This is a genomic window from Kineococcus rugosus (assembly GCF_050871975.1).
Classification (GTDB): Bacteria; Actinomycetota; Actinomycetes; order Actinomycetales; family Kineococcaceae; genus Kineococcus.
In genome coordinates, this window is the sequence record NZ_JBJLSJ010000048.1 from 1 (window position 1) to 20,912 (window position 20,912).

A 20,912-nucleotide genomic window follows, 5' to 3' on the forward strand; every position below is an offset into this window, starting at 1 on the left:
GGTGCGGGCGTTAGCGTGGGCCACGAGGACCTCCGGGTGGATGTGGACCTTCGACAAGTCACACCCCACTCGGAGGTCCTCCTGCGTTCAAGCCGCCGCGCTGTCACCAACGTCCTGGCCGGGTACACCTAGGCGGCGACCCGTTCCACGACGCTCCGGCGGCGGTGGCCGGGGTCGCTCAGGTGCGGGGGGACGTAGGAGACGTCCAGGGGTCCCACGTCCAGGCCAGGGGGGACGATCTCGTCGATGCGGTCGAGGATCGCGTCGTCGAGGACGGTCCCTGCGCCGGCCAGGAGGTCGTCGAGCTGGTCGACGGTGCGGGGTCCGATGATGGCGGCGGTGACGGCGGGGTGGGCCACGGTGAAGGCCACGGCCAGGTGCGTCAGGCTGATCCCCGCCGCGTCGGCGACCGCAGCGAGTTCCTCCACCGCAGCGTGCTTGCCCGGATCGCTCATGTGCCGCGGGACCCAGTGCGTCCTCGCGGCCGAGGCGACGGCCGCGTCGGCACCGCGGTACTTCCCGGTCAGCAGCCCCATCGCCAGGGGGCTCCAGGTCAGGGTCCCCAGGCCGTACCTCCGGCACACGGGCAGGACGTCTCGTTCGATCCCGCGGTTCAGGAGGGAGTAGGTCGGCTGCTCGGTGCGGAAGCGGCTGAGGCCGCGGCGTTCGGCGACCCACTGCGCTTCGACGATGTCGGCGGCCGGCAGGTTGGAGTGCCCGATGGCGCGAACCTTGCCCGACCTCACCAGGTCGTCGAGGGCGGAGAGGGTTTCCTCGACGTCCGTGCGGGGATCGGGGTGGTGCAGCTGGTAGAGGTCGATGTGGTCCACCTGCAGGCGACGCAGAGAACCCTCGACGGCGGTGGTCACCCAGTGCCGGGAACCGCCCCTCTCGTTGGCGCCGGGCCCCATGGGCCCGCTGAACTTCGTGGCGAGGACCACCTCGTCGCGGCGACCGCGCAGCGCCCTGCCCACGATGCGCTCGGTGGCACCGGACCCGCCGTAGACGTCGGCGGTGTCGATGACGTTGATCCCCGCGTCGAGGGCGCGGTGGGTGATGCGGACGCAGTCGTCCTCGTCCCTGTTCCCGGCGTCGCCGAACATCATGGTGCCCAGGCAGTACGGGCTGACCACCAGTCCGGTCCGTCCCAGGGGCCGCAGCTTCATGGTTCCTCCTCGTGGGGACCGCCAGGGGCCCCGCCGACGGTCGGCGGGGCGTCGATCGCGCCGTCACCGGTTCCCGGCACCGCCTGGACGCGGCGACGCCGGCCCGGCACGGTGATCAGGACTGGTGGGAGGCCGCGACGTCGAGGATCCAGGTGACGCCGAAGCGGTCGGCCAGCATGCCGAACCCCGGGGACCACGCCGAGGCGGCGAGCGGCTCGATGATGGTCGCGTCGACGGCCAGGTCGGCCCAGAACCCCTCGACCTCCTGCAGCGTCTCCCCGCGCACGGACAGGAAGAAGGGTTCGGTGGTGACCGTCGTCCCGTTCTCGCGGCGGGTGGTGGGCTCGGACCCGGTGCTCGGCGCGGGCGCCTGGCCGGGGACGTCGTAGGCCATGACGCGGAACCCGTTGTCCGCGGTGACGGCTCCGAAGACGACGTGGTCGGCACCGGGGACGTCCTTCGGCATGCCGAAGTCACCGTAGGTGGCGATGGTCAGGCTGCCGCCGAAGACGGACTGGTAGAACTCCAGCGCGGCGCGGGCCTGGCCGCGGAAGTTCAGGTGCGTGGTGGTGCGGATGCTCATGAGGGCTCTCCTGATCGAGGGGACGTGTCGACCCCGCGTCACGGCGACGCGGGACGTGCAGCGCGTCCACGCCGGGCGACAGGCGTGGGACGACGACACGCCAGAGCTGACGTGCTGTGGCGTGGTGGGGCGGGTCAGCGCGTGGTGCTGCGCAGGGCGGGGAGGACGATCCCCTCGACGATCTCCTCGAGGAAGTCGCGGGTGAAGGGTCGGCGTTGGACCATCGACCGGTAGGCGGCCATGGTCGGCAGGATCTGGGACGCGGTCTGGATCGGGGCGTCCCCCGGGATCTCGCCGCGTTCGACGGCCCGGGTCATGAACAGCAGGTGCGCCTGGGCCCAGGGCCGGATGGCCGCGGCGTCGACGGCCTCGGCGAGGGCGTCGTCGTGAGCCGCCGTGGACGCCAGACCAGCCATGATCGCCAGCCGCCGGGCGGTCTGCTCCGGCCCCAGGGGCTGGAACAGCGCCAGCAGGTCACCCCGCAGGGATCCGGTGTCGGGCAACGTGCCGGCGTCGACCTGCGTCCGCTGCAGCCGCTCGATGGCGTCGAGGACGAGGTCGTGCTTGGAGGACCAGCGTCGGTAGACCGTCCCCTTGCCGGCCTTCGCCCTGGCCGCGACCGCGTCGATGGTCAGCGCGTCGTAGCCGACGTCGGCGAGGACGTCCAGCGCGGCGTCCAGGAGGGCGGCGTCCCGGGTGTGGTCCCGCTTGCGGCCCGGGCGCACCGGCGGGTCGGGCGGGGTCCCGGTCGGTGCTCCGGATCCCGTGGTGTCCACCGGTCCCCCCTCCTGGTCGTCGGTCACCGTGGCGTCGGCCACTCCTCGAAGGTAGGTGCTCGATCCAGAACGCGCAAGTACCGGAACGAAGCAGTACCGATTTGGTCCAGCGCGGCCTGGATGAGGAGTTCCGCGGAGCCTCGCGCGGTGGACACGGCGCAGCGGCCGCCGACCCCACCGGAGCGCACCAGGACGCCGCCCGGCGCCGCGGCCCGGGAAGGCCGGCGGGAACCGGGGCGTTGCCGTGGGCATGAGCAGCGCGGACGACCTCGTCGTCACCCACGATGAACGGGCCCACCGCTGGGAGGGCCGGCTGGAGGGGCGGGTGGTGGCGCTGGCCGACTACGTGCCGCGCGACGGCGCGGTCGCGATGGTGCACACCGAGGTCGACCCCGCCCACGAGCACCAGGGCCTGGCGACGAAGGTGGTGGACGCGGCGCTGCTCGACGCCCGCGCCCGGGGGCTGCGGGTGGTCCCGGCCTGCTCGTTCGTGCGGCTGCACCTGCGGCGGCACGCCGAGGAGTACGCCGACCTCCTGTGAGCGCCCGCACGGGGGGCCGCGCAGGGCACCATGTCCTGCGTGTCGTCCCCCGCGTCCCCCTCCGCGTCGTCCCCCGCGCCCGGCGAGCGACCGCGCCGCCGCGCACGCCGGTCGCGCCCGGCCGGGCCGGTGACGCTCGACGACGTCGCCAAGGAGGCCGGGGTCTCCCTGGCGACGGCGTCGCGGGTCCTCAACGGCAGCACGCGCGTGGTCGGGGAGGCGTTGCGGGAGCGGGTGCACGCGGCGGCGGCCCGGCTGGACTACAGCGCGAACGCGCAGGCGCAGGCGATGGCGCGCGGCCGGTCGGACGTGGTGGGGCTGGTCGTGCACGACATCGCCGACCCGTACTTCTCGTCCCTGGCGGCGGGGGTGATGAACGCCGCCGAGGGGTCGGGGGCCATCGTGACCCTGGCGGTCAGCCGGGGGGACGCCGACCGGGAGGTGGCGCACGTGGCGGCGCTGCGCCGGCAGCGGGTGCGGGCGGTGATCCTGGCCGGGTCGCGCTGGGACGACGCCGGGCGCACGGACGCGCTGCGCGCGGAGCTGGAGGCGTTCCGCGGCAGCGGGGGGCTGGTGGCGGCCGCGACGCAGGACGTCCTGGGGGTCGACACCGTCCTGGTGGACAACACCGGCGCCGCGGCGCGGCTGGCCGGGGCGGTGGCCGACCTGGGGTACCGGGAGGCCCTGCTGCTGGAGGGCCCGGAGGACCTGCTGACCGCGCGCGACCGGACGGCGGGTTTCCTGGCCGGGCTGCGGGATCGGGGCCTGGGACCGGTGCAGCGGCTCAGCGGCCCGTTCACCCGCGACGGCGCCTACGACAGCGTGGCGCGTTTCCTGCGGCGCGGGCCGCTGACGCGGGTGGACGGCCGTCCTCCGGTGCTGCTGGCGGCCAACGACGTCATGGCGGTCGGGGCGATCGCCGCGGCGCGCGACGCCGGGCTGGACGTGCCGGGGGACCTGGCGATCGCGGGGTTCGACGACATCCCCACGCTGCGGGACGTCTCCCCCGCGCTGACCACGGTCCGGTTGCCGCTCACCGAGATCGGGACGCGGCTGTTCGAGCTGGTCGACACGGCCGACGGCGGGCCGGTGCGCCACGAGCACGTCGAGGGCGAGGTCCTGCTGCGGGCGAGCACGCCGCCGCTGACGGCCTGAGCCCGCCGGGCGAGGTGTCTTCCGTCGGCGGGGGCGAGTTGCTACTGTCTCGCCGGTAAGCGCTATCCGCGCTGGTCGACGGAGACCTGGAGGAGCAGTGCAGGACCTGAGAAGCACCCCGGTGGCAGGTGAGTCGTGAGCGCCCTGGGAGAACTGAAGCAGCTCAAGGGGCAGGGAGCCGCCGCCGGCAAGCGCGAGACGCGGACCGCGTACCTGTTCCTGGCCCCCTGGTTCGTGGGGCTCCTGGTCATCACCATCGGCCCGATGCTGGCGTCGCTGTACCTGTCGTTCACCGACTACAACCTCATCCAGGTCCCCGAGTGGATCGGCCTGGAAAACTTCCAGCGGATGCTGGGCGACACCCGCCTGCACCACTCCCTCGAAGTCACCCTCGTCTACGTCTTCGTGTCCGTGCCGCTGCAGCTGGGCATCGCCCTGGGCCTGGCCGTCCTGCTCAACCGGGGGCTGCGCGGGCTGGCGCTGTACCGGTCGGTGTTCTACCTGCCCTCCCTGCTCGGCTCCTCCGTCGCCATCGCGGTGCTGTGGCGGCAGGTGTTCGGCAGCGAGGGCCTGGTGAACATGTTCCTCGGGTTCTTCGGGGTCGCCGGCAAGGGCTGGGTCTCCGACCCCTCCACCGCCCTGGGCACCCTCATCACGCTCAACGTGTGGACCTTCGGGGCCCCCATGGTCATCTTCCTCGCCGGCCTGCGGCAGATCCCGCAGATGTACTACGAGGCCGCCGCCACCGAGGGCGCCGGGCGGGCCCGGATCTTCCGGTCGATCACGCTGCCGCTGCTCACGCCCATCATCTTCTTCAACTTCGTGCTGCAGCTCATCCACGCGTTCCAGTCCTTCACCCAGGCCTTCGTCGTCTCCGGCGGCACCGGCGGGCCCAGCGACTCGACGCTCTTCTACACGCTGTACCTCTACCAGCGGGGTTTCCAGAACTTCGACATGGGCTACGCCTCGGCCATGGCCTGGGTGCTGCTGCTGATCATCGGCGTGTTCACCGCGATCAACTTCTACGCGTCCAAGTGGTGGGTGTTCTATGACGACTGACCTGCGCTCCCCCGACGTCACGACCACCGTCGCCCCCGCACCGCGACCGGTCTCGCCGTGGCCCTCGCACGTGCGGTCGCTGCTCAAGCACGCCGGGCTGATCGCCGTCGCGTTCGTGATGCTCTACCCGGTCCTGTGGATGATCGCCGGCTCGCTGCGCTCCCCCGACCAGGTCTTCAACGCAGCCGGCCTGTTCGTGGGCGACCCGCAGCCGCAGAACTACCCCGGCGGCTGGAACGCGTTCTCCGACCCCTTCAGCCTGTACCTGGTGAACTCCACGATCGTCGTCCTCGGCGCCGTCCTGGGGAACCTGATCTCCTGCTCGCTGGCCGCGTACGCCTTCGCCCGCATGGAGTTCCTGGCCAAGAAGACGCTGTTCGCCATCATGCTCATGACGATCATGCTGCCGATCCACGTCGTCATCGTCCCGCAGTACGTGCTCTTCTCCCAGCTGGACTGGCTCAACACGTTCCTGCCGCTGGTGGTGCCCAAGTTCCTCGCCACCGACGCCTTCTTCGTCTTCCTCATGGTCCAGTTCATCCGCGGCATCCCGCGCGAGCTCGACGAGGCGGCGCGCATCGACGGCTGCGGGCACGGCCGGATCTTCTTCCGGATCATCCTCCCCCTCATGGTGCCGGCGCTGGCGACCACGACGATCTTCACGTTCATCTGGACCTGGAACGACTTCTTCAGCCAGCTCATCTACCTGACCGACCCGGCGAAGTACACCGTCCCGATCGCGCTGAAGTCGTTCATCGACGCCACCAGCGAGTCCTCCTGGGGCGAGATGTTCGCCATGAGCGTCGTCTCCCTCATCCCGATCTTCCTCGCCTTCCTGTTCGGGCAGAGGTTCCTCATCAAGGGCATCGCCACCACCGGCGGCAAGTGACCACCGGTTCCACCGACCGGGCGACGAGGCCCACGGAAGGACGACCATGAGCACCCCCAGCGCGAAGAGCACCCCCCTGTCCCGGCGCGCGTTCACCACCGCGGCCCTGGGCACCACCGCGGCCGCGGGCCTGACCGCCTGCGGCGGCAGCAGCAGCAGCAGCTCCGGGCCGGTCACCCTGCGGATGTCCTGGTGGGGCGGCGACACCCGGCACCAGTACACCCAGCAGCTCATCGAGAAGTTCAACTCCACCCACAGCGACATCCAGATCAAGGGCGAGTTCGGCGAGTGGTCCGGGTACTGGGACAAGCTCGCCACCACCGTCGCCGCCAACGACGCCCCCGACATCTTCCAGATGGACGAGAAGTACCTGCGCTCCTACGGCGACCGCGGCGCCCTCATGGACCTGTCGGAGCTGGAGGGCCTGGACACCTCCGGCATCGACGCCTCCTCCCTGGAGACCGGCCGCACCCCCGACGGCCTCCTCGGCCTGGTCATCGCCATCCACCCCCTGGGCATGGTCACCAACCCCACCGTCCTGGAGGCCGCCGGCGTCGCCGTCCCCGACGACACCACCTGGACCTGGGAGGACTACCACCGCATCGGGGCCCAGGTCACCGCGGCCAGCCCCGCCGGCACCTACGGGATCGCCAACTCCGGCCTGGAGGAGAACCAGCTCCAGCTGTGGGTGAAGCAGAACGGCGCGTCCTTCTACGACGAGGACGGGAAGGTCGTCCTGCCCGAGGAGCACCTCGTCAGCTGGTGGGAGTACGGCCTGGGCATCCTGCCCGACAACGCCGCGGGCCCCGTCTCCCTCGCCATCGAATCGGCGTCGGCCTCCCTGGAGCAGACCCCGCTGGCCACCAACCGCGTCGGGTTCCAGACGTACTGGGCCGGCCAGGTCGTCGCCTTCACCAAGGCCAGCGGTGCGCCGCTGAAACTGCTGCGGCCCCCGCGCCAGACCACCTCCGGGGAGTGGGGCCTGTACTACAAGCCCTCGATGTTCTGGTCGGCGTCCTCGCGCACCGAGAACCCCGAGGCCGTCGCGACCGTCCTGGACTGGTTCACCAACGCCGAGGAGGTGCAGGACGCGATGCTCGTCGAACGCGGCATCCCCGCCAACCCGGCCGTCCGCGAGCGCATCGCCCCCCTCCTGGACCCGGCCGGGCAGGTCGCCATCGGCTACACCGACGCCGTGGCCGACGTCATCGCCGCCACCCCACCCTCCGCGCCGGCGGGCGCCTCCGACATCGAGGCCATCGTGCGCCGCTACGGCTCGGACGTCCTGTTCGGCAAGCAGACCCCCCAGGCCGCGGCGCGCGGCCTCGTCGACGAACTCACGAACTCGGTGGAATCCGCATGAGCACCCTCGCCCGACGCACCGTCCTCGCCTCCGGCGCCGCCCTCGGCACCGCCGCGACGCTCGCCGCCTGCGGTGGCGGCAGCGGGTCCAGCAGTTCCGGGCCGGTGACCCTGCGGTTCGCGTGGTGGGGCTCGGACGCCCGCCACCGGTACACCCAGCAGATCATCGACGACTTCAACGCCTCCCAGTCCGACATCGTCGTCAAGGGCGAGTTCGCCGAGTGGTCGGGGTACTGGGACAAGCTCGCCACCCAGACCGCGGCCAACGACGCCCCCGACGTGTTCCAGATGGACGCCATCTACCTGCGCTCCTACGGCGACCGCGGCGCGCTGCTCGACCTGTCGTCCCTCGACGGCCTCGACACCACCGGGATCGAGGAGTCGGCGCTGGAGACCGGCCAGACTCCCGACGGCCTGCTCGGCCTGGTCACCGGGATCGTGCCCCTCGCGATCGTCACCAACCCCGGGATCGTCGCGCAGGCCGGCCTGCAGCTGCCCGACGACACGGCCTGGACCTGGGACGACTACGAGGCGCTGTCCGCCGCCATCACCGCCGCCGGGCTGCCGAACGTCCACGGCTGCGCGACCGGCGGCATCGACGAGGCCGGTCTCCAGCTGTGGGTCAAGCAGAACGGCGGCGCCCTCTACGACGAGGACGGGAAGGTCGTCCTGGAGACCGGGCAGCTGGTCGACTGGTGGGAGTACAACCTCGGCCTCGTCGCCTCCGGCGCGGCCACCCCGGTGTCGGTGGCGATGGAACGCGCCACCGCGGCCCTGGACCAGAACGGCATGGCGCTGAACCTCAACGCCTTCAGCGCGATGTGGTCGACGCAGGTCACCGCCCTCACCAAGGCCAGCGGGCAGCCGCTGCAGCTGCTGCGCCCCCCGACCCAGACCGTCGGCGGCACCCCCGGGCTCTACTACAAGCCCGGGATGTTCTGGTCGGTCTCGGCCCGCTCGAAGAACCCCGAGGCGGCCGCGACGTTCCTCAGCCACCTGGTCGGCGACCCCGGCGTCGCCGACCTCATGCTCACCGAGCGCGGCATCCCGGCGAACACCGCGATCCGCGAGCAGATCACCCCGAAGCTGTCCGAGACCGACAAGATCGCCGTCGCCTACACCGACTCCCTCGCCGACGTCGTCGCGCAGACCCCGCCCTCGGCCCCCGCCGGGGCCTCGGGCATCGAGGAGATCGTCCGCCGCTACGGCTCGGACGTCCTGTTCGGCAAGCAGCAGCCGCCGGCCGCCGCGAAGGCGCTGGTCGACGAGCTGACCCAGTCCGTCGAGACCGCCTGAGGAGGCAGCACGTGCGTCGAAGAGCAGTCGTCGTCGGGACCGGCGGCATCGCCCAGGAGCACGCGAAGGCGTTGCGCGGCCTGTCCGACCGCGTCGAGGTCGTCGCCGCGGTCGACGTCGACCACGACCGGGTCAGCGCGTTCGCGCAGACCTGGGACGTGCCGCGCACGGCGGGCGACCTCGCCGCCGTGCTGGCCGACGGACCGGTCGACCTCGTCCACGTCTGCACCCCGCCGTCGGCGCACGTGCCGCTGGCCGAGCAGGCCCTCGCGGCCGGGGCGAACGTCGTCGTGGAGAAACCCGTGGCGCTCTCGCTGGCCGAGACCGACCGGCTGCTGGCCGCCGAGGCCGCCGCGACGGGCTCGGTGGCCGTCGTCTCCCAGCACCGGTTCGGCTCGGGCGTCCAGCGGTTGCGCTCGCTCGTGGAGGACTCCTCCCTGGGCCGTCCCCTCGTCGCGACCTGCCTCACCCAGTGGTACCGCCCCGACGCCTACTTCCAGGTCCCGTGGCGCGGCAGCTTCGCCCTCGAGGGCGGCGGCCCGACGATGGGCCACGGCATCCACCAGGTGGACGTGATGCTGAGCGTCCTGGGCCCCTGGCAGGAGGTCGGCGCCATGGCCGCCCGCGGGTCGCGGCCCACCGAGACCGAAGAGGTCTCCGTCGCCACCGTGCGGTTCGCCGGCGGCGCGCTGGCGAGCGTCGTGAACTCCGTGGTGTCGGTGCGCGAGACGACGACGATGCGGTTCGACCTCGAGCACGCCAGCGTCGAGCTGAACCACCTGTACGGCTACCGCGACGAGGACTTCCGCGTCACCGCCGCCCCCGGCCACGAGGACGACGTCGAGAAGGCGTGGTCGCGGGCGCCGCAGGGCGTCGCCTCCAGCCACACCGCGCAGTTCCGCGCCGTGCTCGACGCCCTCGACGACGGGGCCGTCCCCCCGGTGCCGCTGCGCGAGGCCCGCGCCACCCTCGAGCTCGTCGCCGCCGTGTACCGGTCGGCGTTCACCGGGGAGGTGGTGCGCCGCGGGCAGATCCAGCCCGGCGACCCCTTCCACGCGGCGATGGACGGGACGGGGGCGGTGTGGCGGTGAGCGCCCTGCACGGCCGGCACGAACCCGGCACCGGGGAGTACCGCGTCGGCGACGGCGCGGTGGAGCTCACCCGCTACCACTACGTCAGCGACGTCGCCCAGCTGGAGTCCCCCCGCCCGTACCTGCACCCGCTGCGCACCCGCGCCGGCCACCTGGTCTCGCTGTACCGGCCGTGGGACCACGTGTGGCACAAGGGGATCACCTGGTCCCTGCCGCACCTGGGGCCGGACAACTTCTGGGGCGGGCCGACGTTCGTCCGCGGCGAGGGGTACCGGCAGCTGGAGAACGACGGCTCCATGGACACCGTCGAGGTGACCTCGGCGACCGAGGGCACCGCCGAGGAGCTGCGGTTCACCCACCGGCTGCGGTGGACCACCCAGCGCGGGGAGCAGGTCGTCGCCGAGGAGCGGACGCTGGGTTTCCGGCTCGTCGACGACGCGACCTGGGCGCTGACGTTCAGCACCGCGATGAAGAACGTCAGCGGGGCCGGCATCGCGATCGGCAGCCCCACGACCGCCGGGCGCGACAACGCCGGCTACGGCGGGCTGTTCTGGCGCGGGCCGCGGTCCTTCACCGACGGCACCGTCCTGGCCCCCCAGGGCGACGGCGGGGACGAGCTGCGCGGGCAGCGCGCGGCCTGGATGGGTTTCACCGGCCGGCACGACGAGGTGGACGCCGCGTCCAGCCTAGTGTTCGTCGACGCCGCCGACAACCCGAGGCACCCGCCGCAGTGGTTCGTCCGCAGCGAGCAGTTCGCGGCCGTGTGCCCGGCCCCGTTCTTCTCCGAGGAACTGCCGTTCGCCGCCGGCTCGACGTTGCGGTTCCGCTACGCCGTCGTCATCGCCGACGGGTCGGCCGAGGGGTCCCGCGGGCGGGAACTGGCGCAGGTGGGGCGCGACGTCCTGGCGGCCGGGCTCAGCTGAGCCAGGTCAGCGGGGAGGAGGTCAGCGGGCGCCAGTCGACCGCCTCCCCGCCCAGGACCATGACGAGGGCGGCGACGGCGATGAGCAGCAGGACGCCCACCGCGACCCCCGTCTCGCGCTCGCCGCGCAGCACGCTGCGGATCGCCGTGCGGGTCCCCCGCTGCAGCGACCGGCCCCCCGGCCCGTGCCAGGCCACGAGCGTGCCGGCCAGGCCGCTGAGCGCCATCACCACCGGGCTCTCGTGACCGCCCACCAGGTCCCGGCCGAACGTGCCGAGGATGAACAGCACGCTCACCCCCACCAGCAGCGGGACGATCCCGGCGACGACCGTCGACACGGCGGCCCGGAACGCGTGCCACGGGGTGGCCGCACCGACGGCCAGGGCGTCGGTCGAGCGGGGCCCGGCCTCCCAGCGGCGGCGGAACAACCCGGCCGCGACGCGGTCGACGGTGCGCGCGACGGTCCCCCCGACCAGGGCCAGGACCACCCCGGTGGCGGGGGCGACCGCGAAGACGCCGACGAGGGCCAGCAGCGCCGCGAGGATCGTCCAGGACCGCTGCGGCCGCGCGGGCTCGCCGTTGGTGCCGCGCCGTACGGGCTCCTGCCCGGCCGGCTGCGCGGCCGTCGGGGACGGGTGCACCAGCGGCGCCGGCCCGGGGCCGGGCACGCGCGGGATCCAGCCGGGCGGGGCCTGCTGCACCGGCGGGCGGCGGTCGGCGGCCGGCTGCGCGAACGGCGCCGTCGGCGGGGCGGTGCGCACCGGCGGCAGCACGCTCGTCACCTCCGCGGCGGGCACCGCCGGGGGCACCGGCGGCAGGCTGGTCGTCTCGTCGGAGATGAGGGACTCGAAGCGCGACCGCTCCGGCTGCGGCGAGGACTGCGGCGAGGACTGCGGCGGGGGCGCGGGCACGGCCGTCGTGCGGTCCACCGGGCCGGCGTGCGCCTGCGGGCCCGTCGTCGCCCCGTCCAGGGCGCGCAGCAGGGCCTGCGGGTGCGGCCGGTGCGCCGGGTTGACCGCGAGCGCGGCCAGGACGGGACCGCGCAGGTCGGCCGGGACCCCGGACAGGTCGACGTCGGCGCGCCGGACCCGGTCGAGGACGACCTCCATCGGCCCGGTCCCGAACGGCGGCCGGCCGCTGGCGGCGAACGCGACGGTCGCGGCCCAGCCCCACCAGTCGGTGGCCGGGGAGACGAGCCCGCCGGCGACGACCTCGGGCGAGAGGTAGCCGGGCGTGCCCATGACGAGGCCGGTGGAGGTGAGGCGGACGTCGTCGGCGACGTGGGCGATCCCGAAGTCGATGACGACGGGGAGCCCGTCGAGGAGCAGGACGTTGCTGGGCTTGAGGTCGCGGTGCACGACGCCGGCGGCGTGGATGGCGTCCAGGGCCTCGGCCAGACCGTGCCCCAGGTCGCGCAACCGGCTGCCGCGCAACGGCCCGCGGGTCTGGACGACGTGCTCCAGCGGCGGCCCGGGCACGTAGCGGGTCACCAGGTGGGGCCACTGGCCGTCGACGTCGGCGGCGATGACCTCCGCGACGCGCGGCGAGCGGACGCGCTCGAGGGTGGCGACCTCGCGGGCCAGGCGCTGGCGGGCCTGCGGGTCGGCGGCGATGTGCGGCTTGAGGACCTTGATCGCGACGGCGCGGTGCTCGTCGTCCAGGCCGAGGTACACGATGCCCATGCCGCCCTGGCCGACCTCGCGGTCGAGCCGGTACGGGCCGAGCCTGTCGCCGGGCGAGGGGGCGTACGCGTGCGGCCGCCAGGTCTGGGCGGGGGTGTGCGCGACCCGCAGGTCCGGGGCCGCGGGACCACCCGCGCCGGTCTCGACGGCGCGGGTCCGCGCGTCGCCGCCGGACTGCGGGAAGGGGGTGACCACGCCCCCACGGTACGGCAGGACGGGCCCGCTCCCCGAGCGTGCACGGGCTCTTCACACGGTCGTGATCACGATCACGACGGGTGCGCCGCGGGCGCGCTCGGTAGGGTCCGGGTGAGACCAACCCGAGGAGGAACCCCCGATGGCCGGCGACTACGACCTGGTGGTGGTGGCCAACCGGCTCCCCGTCGACCGCGTGGAGGAGCCCGACGGGTCGACGTCGTGGCGGCGCAGCCCCGGCGGCCTGGTGACGGCCCTGGAACCGGTGATGCAGCGCGAGGACGGCGCGTGGGTGGGGTGGGCCGGCTCCCCCGGCGAACCGCCGGAACCCTTCGACGCCGAGGGTGTGCGCTGCGTGCCGATCGGGCTGTCGGAGGAGGAGGTGGAGGACTACTACGAGGGGTTCTCCAACGGCACCCTGTGGCCGCTGTACCACGACGTCATCGTCGCGCCGGGCTACCACCGCAGCTGGTGGGAGGCCTACGTGCGCGTCAACGAGCGGTTCGCGGTGGCCGCGGCCCAGCAGGCCGCCGAGGGCGCCACGGTGTGGGTGCAGGACTACCAGCTGCAGCTGGTGCCGCGGATGCTGCGCGACCAGCGGCCGGACCTGCACATCGGCTTCTTCAACCACATCCCGTTCCCGCCGTTCGAGATCTTCGCGCAGCTGCCGTGGCGCAAGGCCATCATCGACGGCCTGCTGGGCGCGGACCTGGTGGGTTTCCAGCGCGCCGCGGACGCCAGCAACTTCACCCGCGCCTGCCGCCGGGCCTCGAACCTGCCGGCGCGCTCGGGCCGGATCCGCCTGGACGCCGAGGGCGGCCGGGAGGTGCGGGCGGCCTCGTTCCCCATCTCCATCGACTACGGGACGCTGGACGAGCTGGCCCAGCGCGAGGACGTCAAGGCGCGCGCGGCGGAGATCCGGCGCGACCTGGGCAACCCCGAGCACCTGCTGCTGGGCGTGGACCGGCTCGACTACACCAAGGGGATCCTGCACCGGCTGAAGGCGTTCGAGGAGCTGCTCGACGACGGGGAGGTGAGCGTCGAGGAGGCCGCGCTGATCCAGGTGGCGACGCCCTCGCGCGAGCGGGTCGAGCAGTACATCCAGCTGCGCCAGGACGTCGAGGTCACGGTGGGCCGGATCAACGGCACGCACGGGACCATCAAGAACACCGCCGTGCACTACCTGCACCACTCCTACGGCAAGGAGGAGATGGCGGCGCTGTTCCTGGCCGCCGACGTGATGCTGGTGACGGCGCTGCGCGACGGCATGAACCTCGTCGCGAAGGAGTACGTCGCCTCGCGGCACGACGAGCGCGGGGTGCTGGTGCTGAGCGAGTTCACCGGGGCCGCCGACGAGCTCGGCCAGGCGCTGATGGTGAACCCGCACGACATCGACGGCTTGAAGGCGGCGATCGTGCGCGCGCTGCGGATGTCGCCGCGCGAGGCGGGCCGCCGGATGCGGTCGCTGCGGCGGCGGGTGGCCGACCACGACGTGCAGCGGTGGGCGGCCTCGTTCCTGCAGGCCCTGGCCGAGCACCCCCGGACGGCGGCGCAGGCGTGAGCCCCGTCCTCGACCCGGCCGTGGAGGACGCCCTGGCGGGGTTCGCCGCGCGCGGCCGCGTCCTGGTCGCCCTCGACTTCGACGGGGTGCTCTCCCCCCTGGTCGACGACCCGTCGGCGGCCCGCCCGTCCCCGGTGGCCGCGGCGGCCCTGGAGCGGCTGGTCGCCACGACCGACGTGGCGCTCGTCTCCGGGCGCGACCTGGACGACCTGCGCGCCTGCGCGAGCCCCCCGGACGGGGTCGTCCTGGTGGGCGGTCACGGGACGCAGAGCTCGCTGGAGGGCGCGGCGGGCGGGCAGTCGCTGACGCCCGCGCAGCAGGAGCTGCTGGGACGGCTGGGGGCGGAGCTGGACGCGATCGCCGCGGGCCGCGACGGGGTGCACGTGGAGCGCAAGCCGATGTCGGCGGTGCTGCACACGCGGCGGGCCGCGCGCCCGGACGCGGCGGCCGCCACGGAGGCGGCGCTGTCGGGCCCGGCCCGCTGGGACGGGGTGCACCCGCTGCGCGGCAAGGAGGTCGTCGAGCTCGGCGCGGTCGCGCTCGGCAAGGGCGGCGGGATCCGGCGGCTGCGCGAACGGCTGTCCGGCCGGGGCCCGACGGTGGAGGCCGTGCTCTTCGCCGGCGACGACGTGACGGACGAGGACGGCTTCGCGGCCCTGGACCCGGCCGCGGGGGACGTCACCGTGAAGGTCGGCGAGGGCGAGACGGGAGCCGCGCTGCGGGTGGCGGACCCGGACGAGGTGGCGGTGCTGCTCGGCCGGCTGGCCGACCTGCGCGCCCGGTAACCCCGCCCCGGCCCGCGACGGGCCGGGCCGGCCTCACAGGTGGGTCCGCGCGACGTCCTCCGCCCCGTCGCTGGGGGCCGCCCGGAACCGGGCGGCGTCCAGCCGCCGCACCAGCGGGGTGGCCGTGAGCCCGTGCAGCACCACCGACAGGGCGACGGTGAACCCGACGACCGCCCACAACGGGTCGGCCGGGAACGTCCCCTCCTCGGCCAGGGCGTAGGACAGGTAGAACAGCGACCCGATGCCCCGGACGCCGAAGATGCCGATGATCAGCCGTTCGCGGTGCCCCCCGGGGGTGCCCAGCAGGCTGACCCACCCGACCAGCGGGCGGATCACGACGATCAGCAGGACCCCGACGAGGGCCCCCTGCCAGGTCAGCGCCTCCAGCAGCCCGTCGGACAGCGCGGCCCCGAGCAGCAGCAGGAGCCACGAGGTGAGCATCCGCTCGATCTGCTCGACGAAGCTGTGGGCGACCTTGTGCGCGCCGTGGGCGCGCTCGGCCGACCGGATGGTGCAGGCCGCGATGAACACGGCGACGAAGCCGTACCCGTGGGCCAGCTCGGTCAGCCCGTAGGCCAGGAACGTCACGGCCAGCGCGGTGAACCCCTCGGCCTGGTCGGCCAGGCGCAGCGAGGGCAGCGGGGAGCGGAAGAACAGCGCGCCGAGCACCTTGCCGATGACCAGCCCGCCGACCACGCCCACGACCCCGCGCAGCAGCACGTCCTCCAGGGCCCAGTGCCCCACCTCCGACCAGCCGGCGGCCGCCCCGGCGGCGGCGAGCGCGACGGCCAGGTGCACGACCGGGAACGCGGCGCCGTCGTTGAGCCCGGCCTCGCTGGTCAGGGCGAACCGCACCTCGTCCTCGGCGCCCTCGGCGTCGCTGGGCTCCCCGACCTGCACGTCGCTGGCCAGGACGGGGTCGGTGGGGGCCAGCACCGCGCCCAGCAGCAGCGCCGCCACCAGGGGCAGCCCGGCCAGCAGGTGGGCGCCCAGGGCCACCAGGGCGATGGTCAGGGGCATCGCCACGGCGATGAGGCGCCAGGTCGACGTCCACGCCTTCCGGCCGATCGGCCGGTCCAGCGCCAGCCCCGCCCCCATGAGCGAGATGATCACGACGATCTCGGTGACGTGCTGGGTGGCGGTGGCGTGCTCGACCGGGTCGACGGTGGGCAGCCCGGGGACGAACCCGAGCGCGACCCCGCCCGCCAGGAAGGCCATGGGCAGGCTGATGGGCAGGGAGTGGACGATCCGGGGCAGCAGCGCCGCCACGAGGGCGCTGAAGCCGGCCAGGGAGAACAGGACGAAGGTGAGCATCGGCTCCACGGTGCGGTCGCAGGGGGGTGCGCGGGACCCGCTGGCCCCCGTGCAGCATCCCCCCGGCGCCGCCCGCGCGCAGCGCGAACGGTCCCGCCCTCAGCGGGCGGTGGTGGCGGCCCTCTCGCGCTGCCGGCGCACGTACGCCCGCGCCCACGGGTCGGCGAAGCGGGCCAGCACGGGCCCCAGGACGGCCATGACGAGGACGTAGGCCGCCGCGAGCGCCGCCAGCCGCGGGTCGACCCCGGCGGCGGTGGCCAGGCCCGCGATGACGATGGAGAACTCCCCGCGCGGGATCAGCGCGGCCCCGGCGCGGATCCGGCCGGGGACGGCGATGCCGGCGCGCTTGGCCGCGAACCAGCCCGTGACGAGCTTCGTGACCACGCCGATGACGACCAGGACGAGGGCCGGCAGCAGCACCGGCGGCAGCGAGCTGGGGTCGGTGGACAGGCCGAACGACACGAAGAACACGGCGGCGAACAGGTCCCGCAGCGGTTCGAGGCGGTGGTGGGTCTCCTCCTCGAGGTCGTTCGACAGGCTGATGCCCAGCAGGAACGCGCCGACGGCGGCGGAGACGTGCAGCTGCTCGGCGACCCCGGCGACGAGCAGCGCCAGCCCCAGGACGCGCAGCAGCGTGACCTCGCTGGACCCGGCCGAGACGAACCGGGAGACGACCGACCCCCAGCGCAGCGCGACGACGAGGGCGACGGCCAGGCAGGCCAGCGCGATGAGCACCGAACCGGTCGCCTCCCACACCCCCGAGGCGGCCAGGACCGCGGTGAGGACGGGCAGGTAGACGGCCATCCCGAGGTCCTCCAGGACGAGGATCCCCAGGATCGAGGGCGTCTCGCGGTTGCCGAGGCGGCCGAGGTCGGCGAGCACCTTGGCGACGATCCCGGAGGAGCTGACGGCGGTGATGCCGAACATGGCCAGCGCGCCCACGGGGCCGAACCCCATGAGCAGCCCGAACGCGGCGCCCGGCAGCCCGTTGAGGAGCAGGTCCAGGACGCCGACGGGGGCCTGCCGGCGCAGGTTCCCCAGCAGGTCCCCGGCGGAGTACTCCAGCCCCAGCAGGAGCAGCAGCATGACCACGCCGATCTGGGACGCGGCCTCCAGGAACTCCTCGGGCGCGTTCAGCGGGACGACCCCGCCGGCGCCGAAGGCGAGCCCGGCCAGCAGGTACAGCGGGACCGGGGAGATCCCGAGGCGTCCGGCGAGGCGACCGACGAGACCGAGCCCGAAGATGACCGCGCCGAGCTCGATGAGCAGAGCAGCGGCGTGCACCTGTCGAGTTCCGTCCTTCCGTGTCGTGCGGGAGTCGTGCGGGAGTCGTGCCGGGGTCGTGCGGCGGGTCAGCCGTGCTTGAGCAGCTCCGCGGTGGCGCGCACGCCCGCCTCGGTGCCCACGACGACGATCTTGTCACCGGAGCGGAACCGCTGGGACGGCGCGGGCGAGGGCACGACCTCGCCGTCGCGCACCAGCGCCACGACGGAGGCGCCGGTGCGGCTGCGGATCGCGGCGTCGCCGAGGGTCCGCCCCACGAACGGTGAACCGTCCTCCAGGTAGATGCCCTCGGTGGCCAGGCCCTCGATCTGCTCGCGCAGCCGGGCGAGGCGCTCGATGACGCGGGGCTGCCCGAGCAGCTCGGCCAGCACCTCGGCCTCGTCGGCGTCGAGGTCGACGACGGCGTGGCAGGCGTCGGGGTCGTCCTGGGAGTAGACGAGCAGCTCGCGCTCGCCGCCCCGCGTGGAGACGACGCCGACGCGCCGGCCGCGCGCGGTGGTGAAGTCGTGCCGCAGCCCGACGCCGGGCAGCTTGGTCTCTTCCAGGTCCACGGGTCCAGTGTCCTCCACGGTCGAGGGAGCCGACGACGAGGGCGCCGGCTGTCCCCCGGACGCCACGTCGTCGCGACGTCCTGCCGGGTGCAACACCGCGCGGGCCCGCGGGCATCCCGGCGGGGGCCCTTGCCCCGGCGGGGTTCGTCGTGCATGATCCGAGCACCGCAGCGACGCGACGGTCTCCGGCAGCGCCGCTGAGGACAACTGGAGACACCCATTCCACGACGGATCGTCCGGCACGTACCTGCCGGTGGAAGGAACCTGACGATGGCTACGGTCACGTTCGACAAGGCGACGCGCATCTACCCCGGTGGCGACAAGCCCGCGGTGGACGCCCTGGACCTGCACGTGGAGGACGGCGAGTTCCTCGTCCTCGTCGGCCCCTCCGGCTGCGGCAAGTCCACCTCGCTGCGCATGCTCGCCGGTCTCGAGGACGTCAACGGCGGACGCATCCTCATCGGTGACCGCGACGTCACGACGGTTCCCCCGAAGGACCGCGACATCGCGATGGTGTTCCAGAACTACGCGCTGTACCCGCACATGACGGTCGCCGACAACATGGGCTTCGCGCTCAAGATCGCCGGCACCCCCAAGGACGAGATCAAGCGCCGCGTGCAGGAGGCCGCGAAGATCCTCGACCTGGAGCAGTACCTGACCCGCAAGCCCAAGGCCCTGTCCGGTGGTCAGCGCCAGCGCGTGGCCATGGGCCGCGCGATCGTCCGCCAGCCGCAGGTGTTCCTCATGGACGAGCCGCTGTCGAACCTGGACGCCAAGCTGCGCGTGCAGACCCGCACCCAGATCGCCTCCCTGCAGCGCCGCCTGGGCGTCACCACGGTCTACGTCACCCACGACCAGACCGAGGCCATGACGATGGGTGACCGCGTCGCCGTCCTCAAGGACGGGCTGCTGCAGCAGGTGGACACCCCCCGCCGCATGTACGACCACCCGAACAACGTCTTCGTCGCCGGCTTCATCGGCTCCCCGGCCATGAACCTGCTGACGCTGGACGCGACCGACGGCGGCGTGCGCTTCGGCGACACGGTGCACCCGGTGGAGCGCCAGCTGCTCACCGGCACCGGCAACCAGGTCACCCTGGGCGTGCGGCCCGAGGACCTGGAGCTGTCGACGGCCGGTCTGCCGGTGCAGGTCGAGGTCGTCGAGGAGCTCGGCGCCGACGCCTACATCTACGGTTCGCTGGCCCAGCCCGGCGGCGAGTCGCACCAGGTCATCGCGCGCGTCGACGGCCGTCGTCCCCCGGAGAAGGGTTCGACCGTCCACTTCACGCCGAAGCAGGGCCACGTGCACCTGTTCGACGTGAACAGCGGTCAGCGCCTGGGCGCCTGACGATCCCCGGCACCGGAAGGCCGCCGCTCCCCGCGGGAGCGGCGGCCTTCCGCGCGTGCGGCCCTGAGAGGATGGACCCGTGAGCACCCCGACGGCGGCGTCGCTGCAGATCACCGCCTCCCGCCCCTACCCCGAACTGCTCGACCTGCCGTGGGACGTCCCGCTGGAGGAGTGGCCCGAGAAGCACCTGGCGGCCCTGCCCCGGGGGATCTCGCGGCACATCGTGCGGTTCGTGAAGCTGGGGAGCCGCGTCCTGGCGGTCAAGGAGACGAACGCGCCCATCGCGCACCGGGAGTACCGGATGCTGCGGCTGCTGAACCGGCTCGAGGTGCCGTCGGTCGCGCCCGTGGCCGTCATCACCGGCCGCGTGGACCGCGACGGGGAGCCCTTGAACGCCGTGCTCATCACCCGGCACCTGCAGTACTCCCTGCCGTACCGGGCGCTGTACAGCCAGACGCTGCGCCCGGACACCGCCAAGCGCGCCGTCGACGCCCTCGCGGTGCTGCTGGTCAAGCTGCACCTGACGGGCTTCTACTGGGGCGACGTCTCGCTGTCCAACGCCCTCTTCCGCCGCGACGCCGGCGCCTTCGCCGCGTACCTGGTGGACGCCGAGACCGGTGAGCTGTACGACGAGCTGTCCACCGGGCAGCGCGAGTACGACGTGGACCTGGCCCGGACGAACATCGCCGGTGAGCTGATGGACGTCGTGGCCTCCGAGGCCCTGGACGCGGACATGGACGAGGTGCTGGCGATCGCCGACCGCATCGTGTCCCGGTACCACGCGCTGTGGGCCGAGCTCACCGAGCCGGAGTCGTTCGAGCGCGGCGACCGCTGGCGCGTGGAGGCCCGCATCCGCCGCCTCAACGACCTCGGGTTCGACGTCGGCGAGCTGGCCATCACGACCGACATCGACGGCACGACGGTCCGGATCGAGCCGAAGGTCGTCGACGCCGGTCACCACTCGCGCCGCCTGCTGCGGCTCACGGGGCTGGACGCCGAGGAGAACCAGGCCCGCCGGCTGCTCAACGACCTCGACTCCTACACCGCGGCGAACGGCCGGCAGGGCGAGGACGAGGAGATCGTCGCCCACGACTGGGTCGCGGACGTCTTCGAGCCCGTGCAGCGCGCGGTGCCGCGGGAGATGCGCGGCAAGGTCGAGGCGGCCGAGCTGTTCCACGAGGTGCTCGAGCACCGCTGGTACCTGTCCGAGCGGGCCATGCGCGACGTGGGCCTGGAGGAGGCGGTGAACTCCTACGTCGTGGGGGTGCTGCCGAACAAGCCCGACGAGCGGGCGGTGCTGGAGGTCGACACCCGGGCCCTGCCCGTGATCGACCCCGACCTGTACTGACGGCTCCC

At 73.5% G+C, this 20,912-nt stretch carries 19 protein-coding genes; 12 read left to right on the forward strand and 7 right to left on the reverse strand.

Going from position 1 to position 20,912, the window contains the following annotated elements:
• Positions 1-128 precede the first annotated feature (128 nt).
• From ACRYM6_RS20860 to ACRYM6_RS20870, 3 genes are all read right to left on the reverse strand, one after another.
• On the reverse strand, positions 129-1,166 hold the full coding sequence (locus tag ACRYM6_RS20860) for an aldo/keto reductase (RefSeq protein WP_432544807.1): 1,038 nt from the start codon (positions 1,164-1,166) through the stop codon (positions 129-131).
• A 115-nt stretch (positions 1,167-1,281) separates the two neighbouring features.
• Complete coding sequence (locus tag ACRYM6_RS20865) at positions 1,282-1,749, reverse strand: VOC family protein (RefSeq protein ID WP_432544808.1); 468 nt, start codon at positions 1,747-1,749, stop codon at positions 1,282-1,284.
• A gap of 134 nt (positions 1,750-1,883) precedes the next feature.
• On the reverse strand, positions 1,884-2,567 hold the full coding sequence (locus ACRYM6_RS20870; RefSeq protein WP_432544809.1) for a TetR/AcrR family transcriptional regulator: 684 nt from the start codon (positions 2,565-2,567) through the stop codon (positions 1,884-1,886).
• Between the two features lie 208 nt (positions 2,568-2,775).
• Here ACRYM6_RS20870 and ACRYM6_RS20875 point away from each other — a divergent pair, with 208 nt between their 5' ends.
• The 8 genes from ACRYM6_RS20875 to ACRYM6_RS20910 all read left to right on the forward strand — a co-directional run bounded on the left by ACRYM6_RS20875 (position 2,776) and on the right by ACRYM6_RS20910 (position 10,841).
• Positions 2,776-3,066, forward strand: a complete 291-nt coding sequence (locus ACRYM6_RS20875; protein WP_432544810.1) for a GNAT family N-acetyltransferase — start codon at positions 2,776-2,778, stop codon at positions 3,064-3,066.
• 39 nt (positions 3,067-3,105) lie between these two features.
• Positions 3,106-4,221 (forward strand): LacI family DNA-binding transcriptional regulator, encoded by a 1,116-nt coding sequence (locus tag ACRYM6_RS20880; protein WP_432544811.1) that lies wholly within the window; start codon positions 3,106-3,108, stop codon positions 4,219-4,221.
• A 135-nt stretch (positions 4,222-4,356) separates the two neighbouring features.
• Positions 4,357-5,280: a carbohydrate ABC transporter permease gene (locus tag ACRYM6_RS20885; RefSeq protein ID WP_432544812.1), complete on the forward strand. Its 924-nt coding sequence runs from the start codon at positions 4,357-4,359 to the stop codon at positions 5,278-5,280.
• Positions 5,270-6,169 (forward strand): carbohydrate ABC transporter permease, encoded by a 900-nt coding sequence (locus ACRYM6_RS20890; RefSeq protein WP_432544813.1) that lies wholly within the window; start codon positions 5,270-5,272, stop codon positions 6,167-6,169. Before ACRYM6_RS20885 ends, ACRYM6_RS20890 begins: the two co-directional genes overlap by 11 nt.
• A gap of 46 nt (positions 6,170-6,215) precedes the next feature.
• The gene (locus ACRYM6_RS20895; protein ID WP_432544814.1) at positions 6,216-7,532 is read left to right on the forward strand and encodes an ABC transporter substrate-binding protein; all 1,317 of its coding nucleotides are present in this window, start codon (positions 6,216-6,218) and stop codon (positions 7,530-7,532) included.
• Entirely contained in the window at positions 7,529-8,827 is a 1,299-nt protein-coding gene (locus tag ACRYM6_RS20900) for an ABC transporter substrate-binding protein (RefSeq protein WP_432544815.1), read from the forward strand. The genes ACRYM6_RS20895 and ACRYM6_RS20900 overlap by 4 nt, the downstream gene beginning before the upstream one ends.
• A gap of 11 nt (positions 8,828-8,838) precedes the next feature.
• Complete coding sequence (locus ACRYM6_RS20905) at positions 8,839-9,918, forward strand: Gfo/Idh/MocA family protein (protein ID WP_432544816.1); 1,080 nt, start codon at positions 8,839-8,841, stop codon at positions 9,916-9,918.
• Positions 9,915-10,841 carry a DUF6807 domain-containing protein gene (locus ACRYM6_RS20910; protein WP_432544817.1) on the forward strand — a complete coding sequence of 309 codons (927 nt, stop codon included), beginning with the start codon at positions 9,915-9,917 and terminating at the stop codon, positions 10,839-10,841. Before ACRYM6_RS20905 ends, ACRYM6_RS20910 begins: the two co-directional genes overlap by 4 nt.
• Here ACRYM6_RS20910 and ACRYM6_RS20915 read toward each other — a convergent pair.
• Positions 10,834-12,717 carry a serine/threonine-protein kinase gene (locus tag ACRYM6_RS20915; RefSeq protein WP_432544818.1) on the reverse strand — a complete coding sequence of 628 codons (1,884 nt, stop codon included), beginning with the start codon at positions 12,715-12,717 and terminating at the stop codon, positions 10,834-10,836. The two genes, ACRYM6_RS20910 and ACRYM6_RS20915, sit on opposite strands and share 8 nt — an antisense overlap.
• A 139-nt stretch (positions 12,718-12,856) precedes the next feature.
• On the opposite strand from ACRYM6_RS20915, the gene ACRYM6_RS20920 reads away from it, so the two are divergent.
• Entirely contained in the window at positions 12,857-14,275 is a 1,419-nt protein-coding gene (locus ACRYM6_RS20920) for an alpha,alpha-trehalose-phosphate synthase (UDP-forming) (RefSeq protein WP_432544819.1), read from the forward strand.
• A complete protein-coding gene (gene otsB, locus ACRYM6_RS20925; protein WP_432544820.1) occupies positions 14,272-15,060 on the forward strand; it encodes a trehalose-phosphatase in 789 nt (262 codons plus the stop codon). The genes ACRYM6_RS20920 and otsB overlap by 4 nt, the downstream gene beginning before the upstream one ends.
• Positions 15,061-15,093: 33 nt before the next feature.
• Here the strand turns inward: otsB and ACRYM6_RS20930 are convergent, their stop codons facing one another.
• From ACRYM6_RS20930 to ACRYM6_RS20940, 3 genes are all read right to left on the reverse strand, one after another.
• Entirely contained in the window at positions 15,094-16,374 is a 1,281-nt protein-coding gene (locus tag ACRYM6_RS20930; RefSeq protein ID WP_432544821.1) for a cation:proton antiporter, read from the reverse strand.
• 99 nt (positions 16,375-16,473) lie between these two features.
• Positions 16,474-17,658 carry a cation:proton antiporter gene (locus ACRYM6_RS20935; RefSeq protein WP_432544822.1) on the reverse strand — a complete coding sequence of 395 codons (1,185 nt, stop codon included), beginning with the start codon at positions 17,656-17,658 and terminating at the stop codon, positions 16,474-16,476.
• Positions 17,659-17,726: 68 nt separating this feature from the next.
• Entirely contained in the window at positions 17,727-18,209 is a 483-nt protein-coding gene (locus ACRYM6_RS20940) for a cation:proton antiporter regulatory subunit (RefSeq protein WP_432544823.1), read from the reverse strand.
• A gap of 270 nt (positions 18,210-18,479) precedes the next feature.
• On the opposite strand from ACRYM6_RS20940, the gene ACRYM6_RS20945 reads away from it, so the two are divergent.
• Entirely contained in the window at positions 18,480-19,556 is a 1,077-nt protein-coding gene (locus tag ACRYM6_RS20945) for an ABC transporter ATP-binding protein (protein WP_432544824.1), read from the forward strand.
• Positions 19,557-19,635: 79 nt separating this feature from the next.
• Positions 19,636-20,904, forward strand: a complete 1,269-nt coding sequence (locus ACRYM6_RS20950; RefSeq protein ID WP_432544825.1) for a DUF4032 domain-containing protein — start codon at positions 19,636-19,638, stop codon at positions 20,902-20,904.
• The last annotated feature ends 8 nt before the right edge of the window (positions 20,905-20,912 follow it).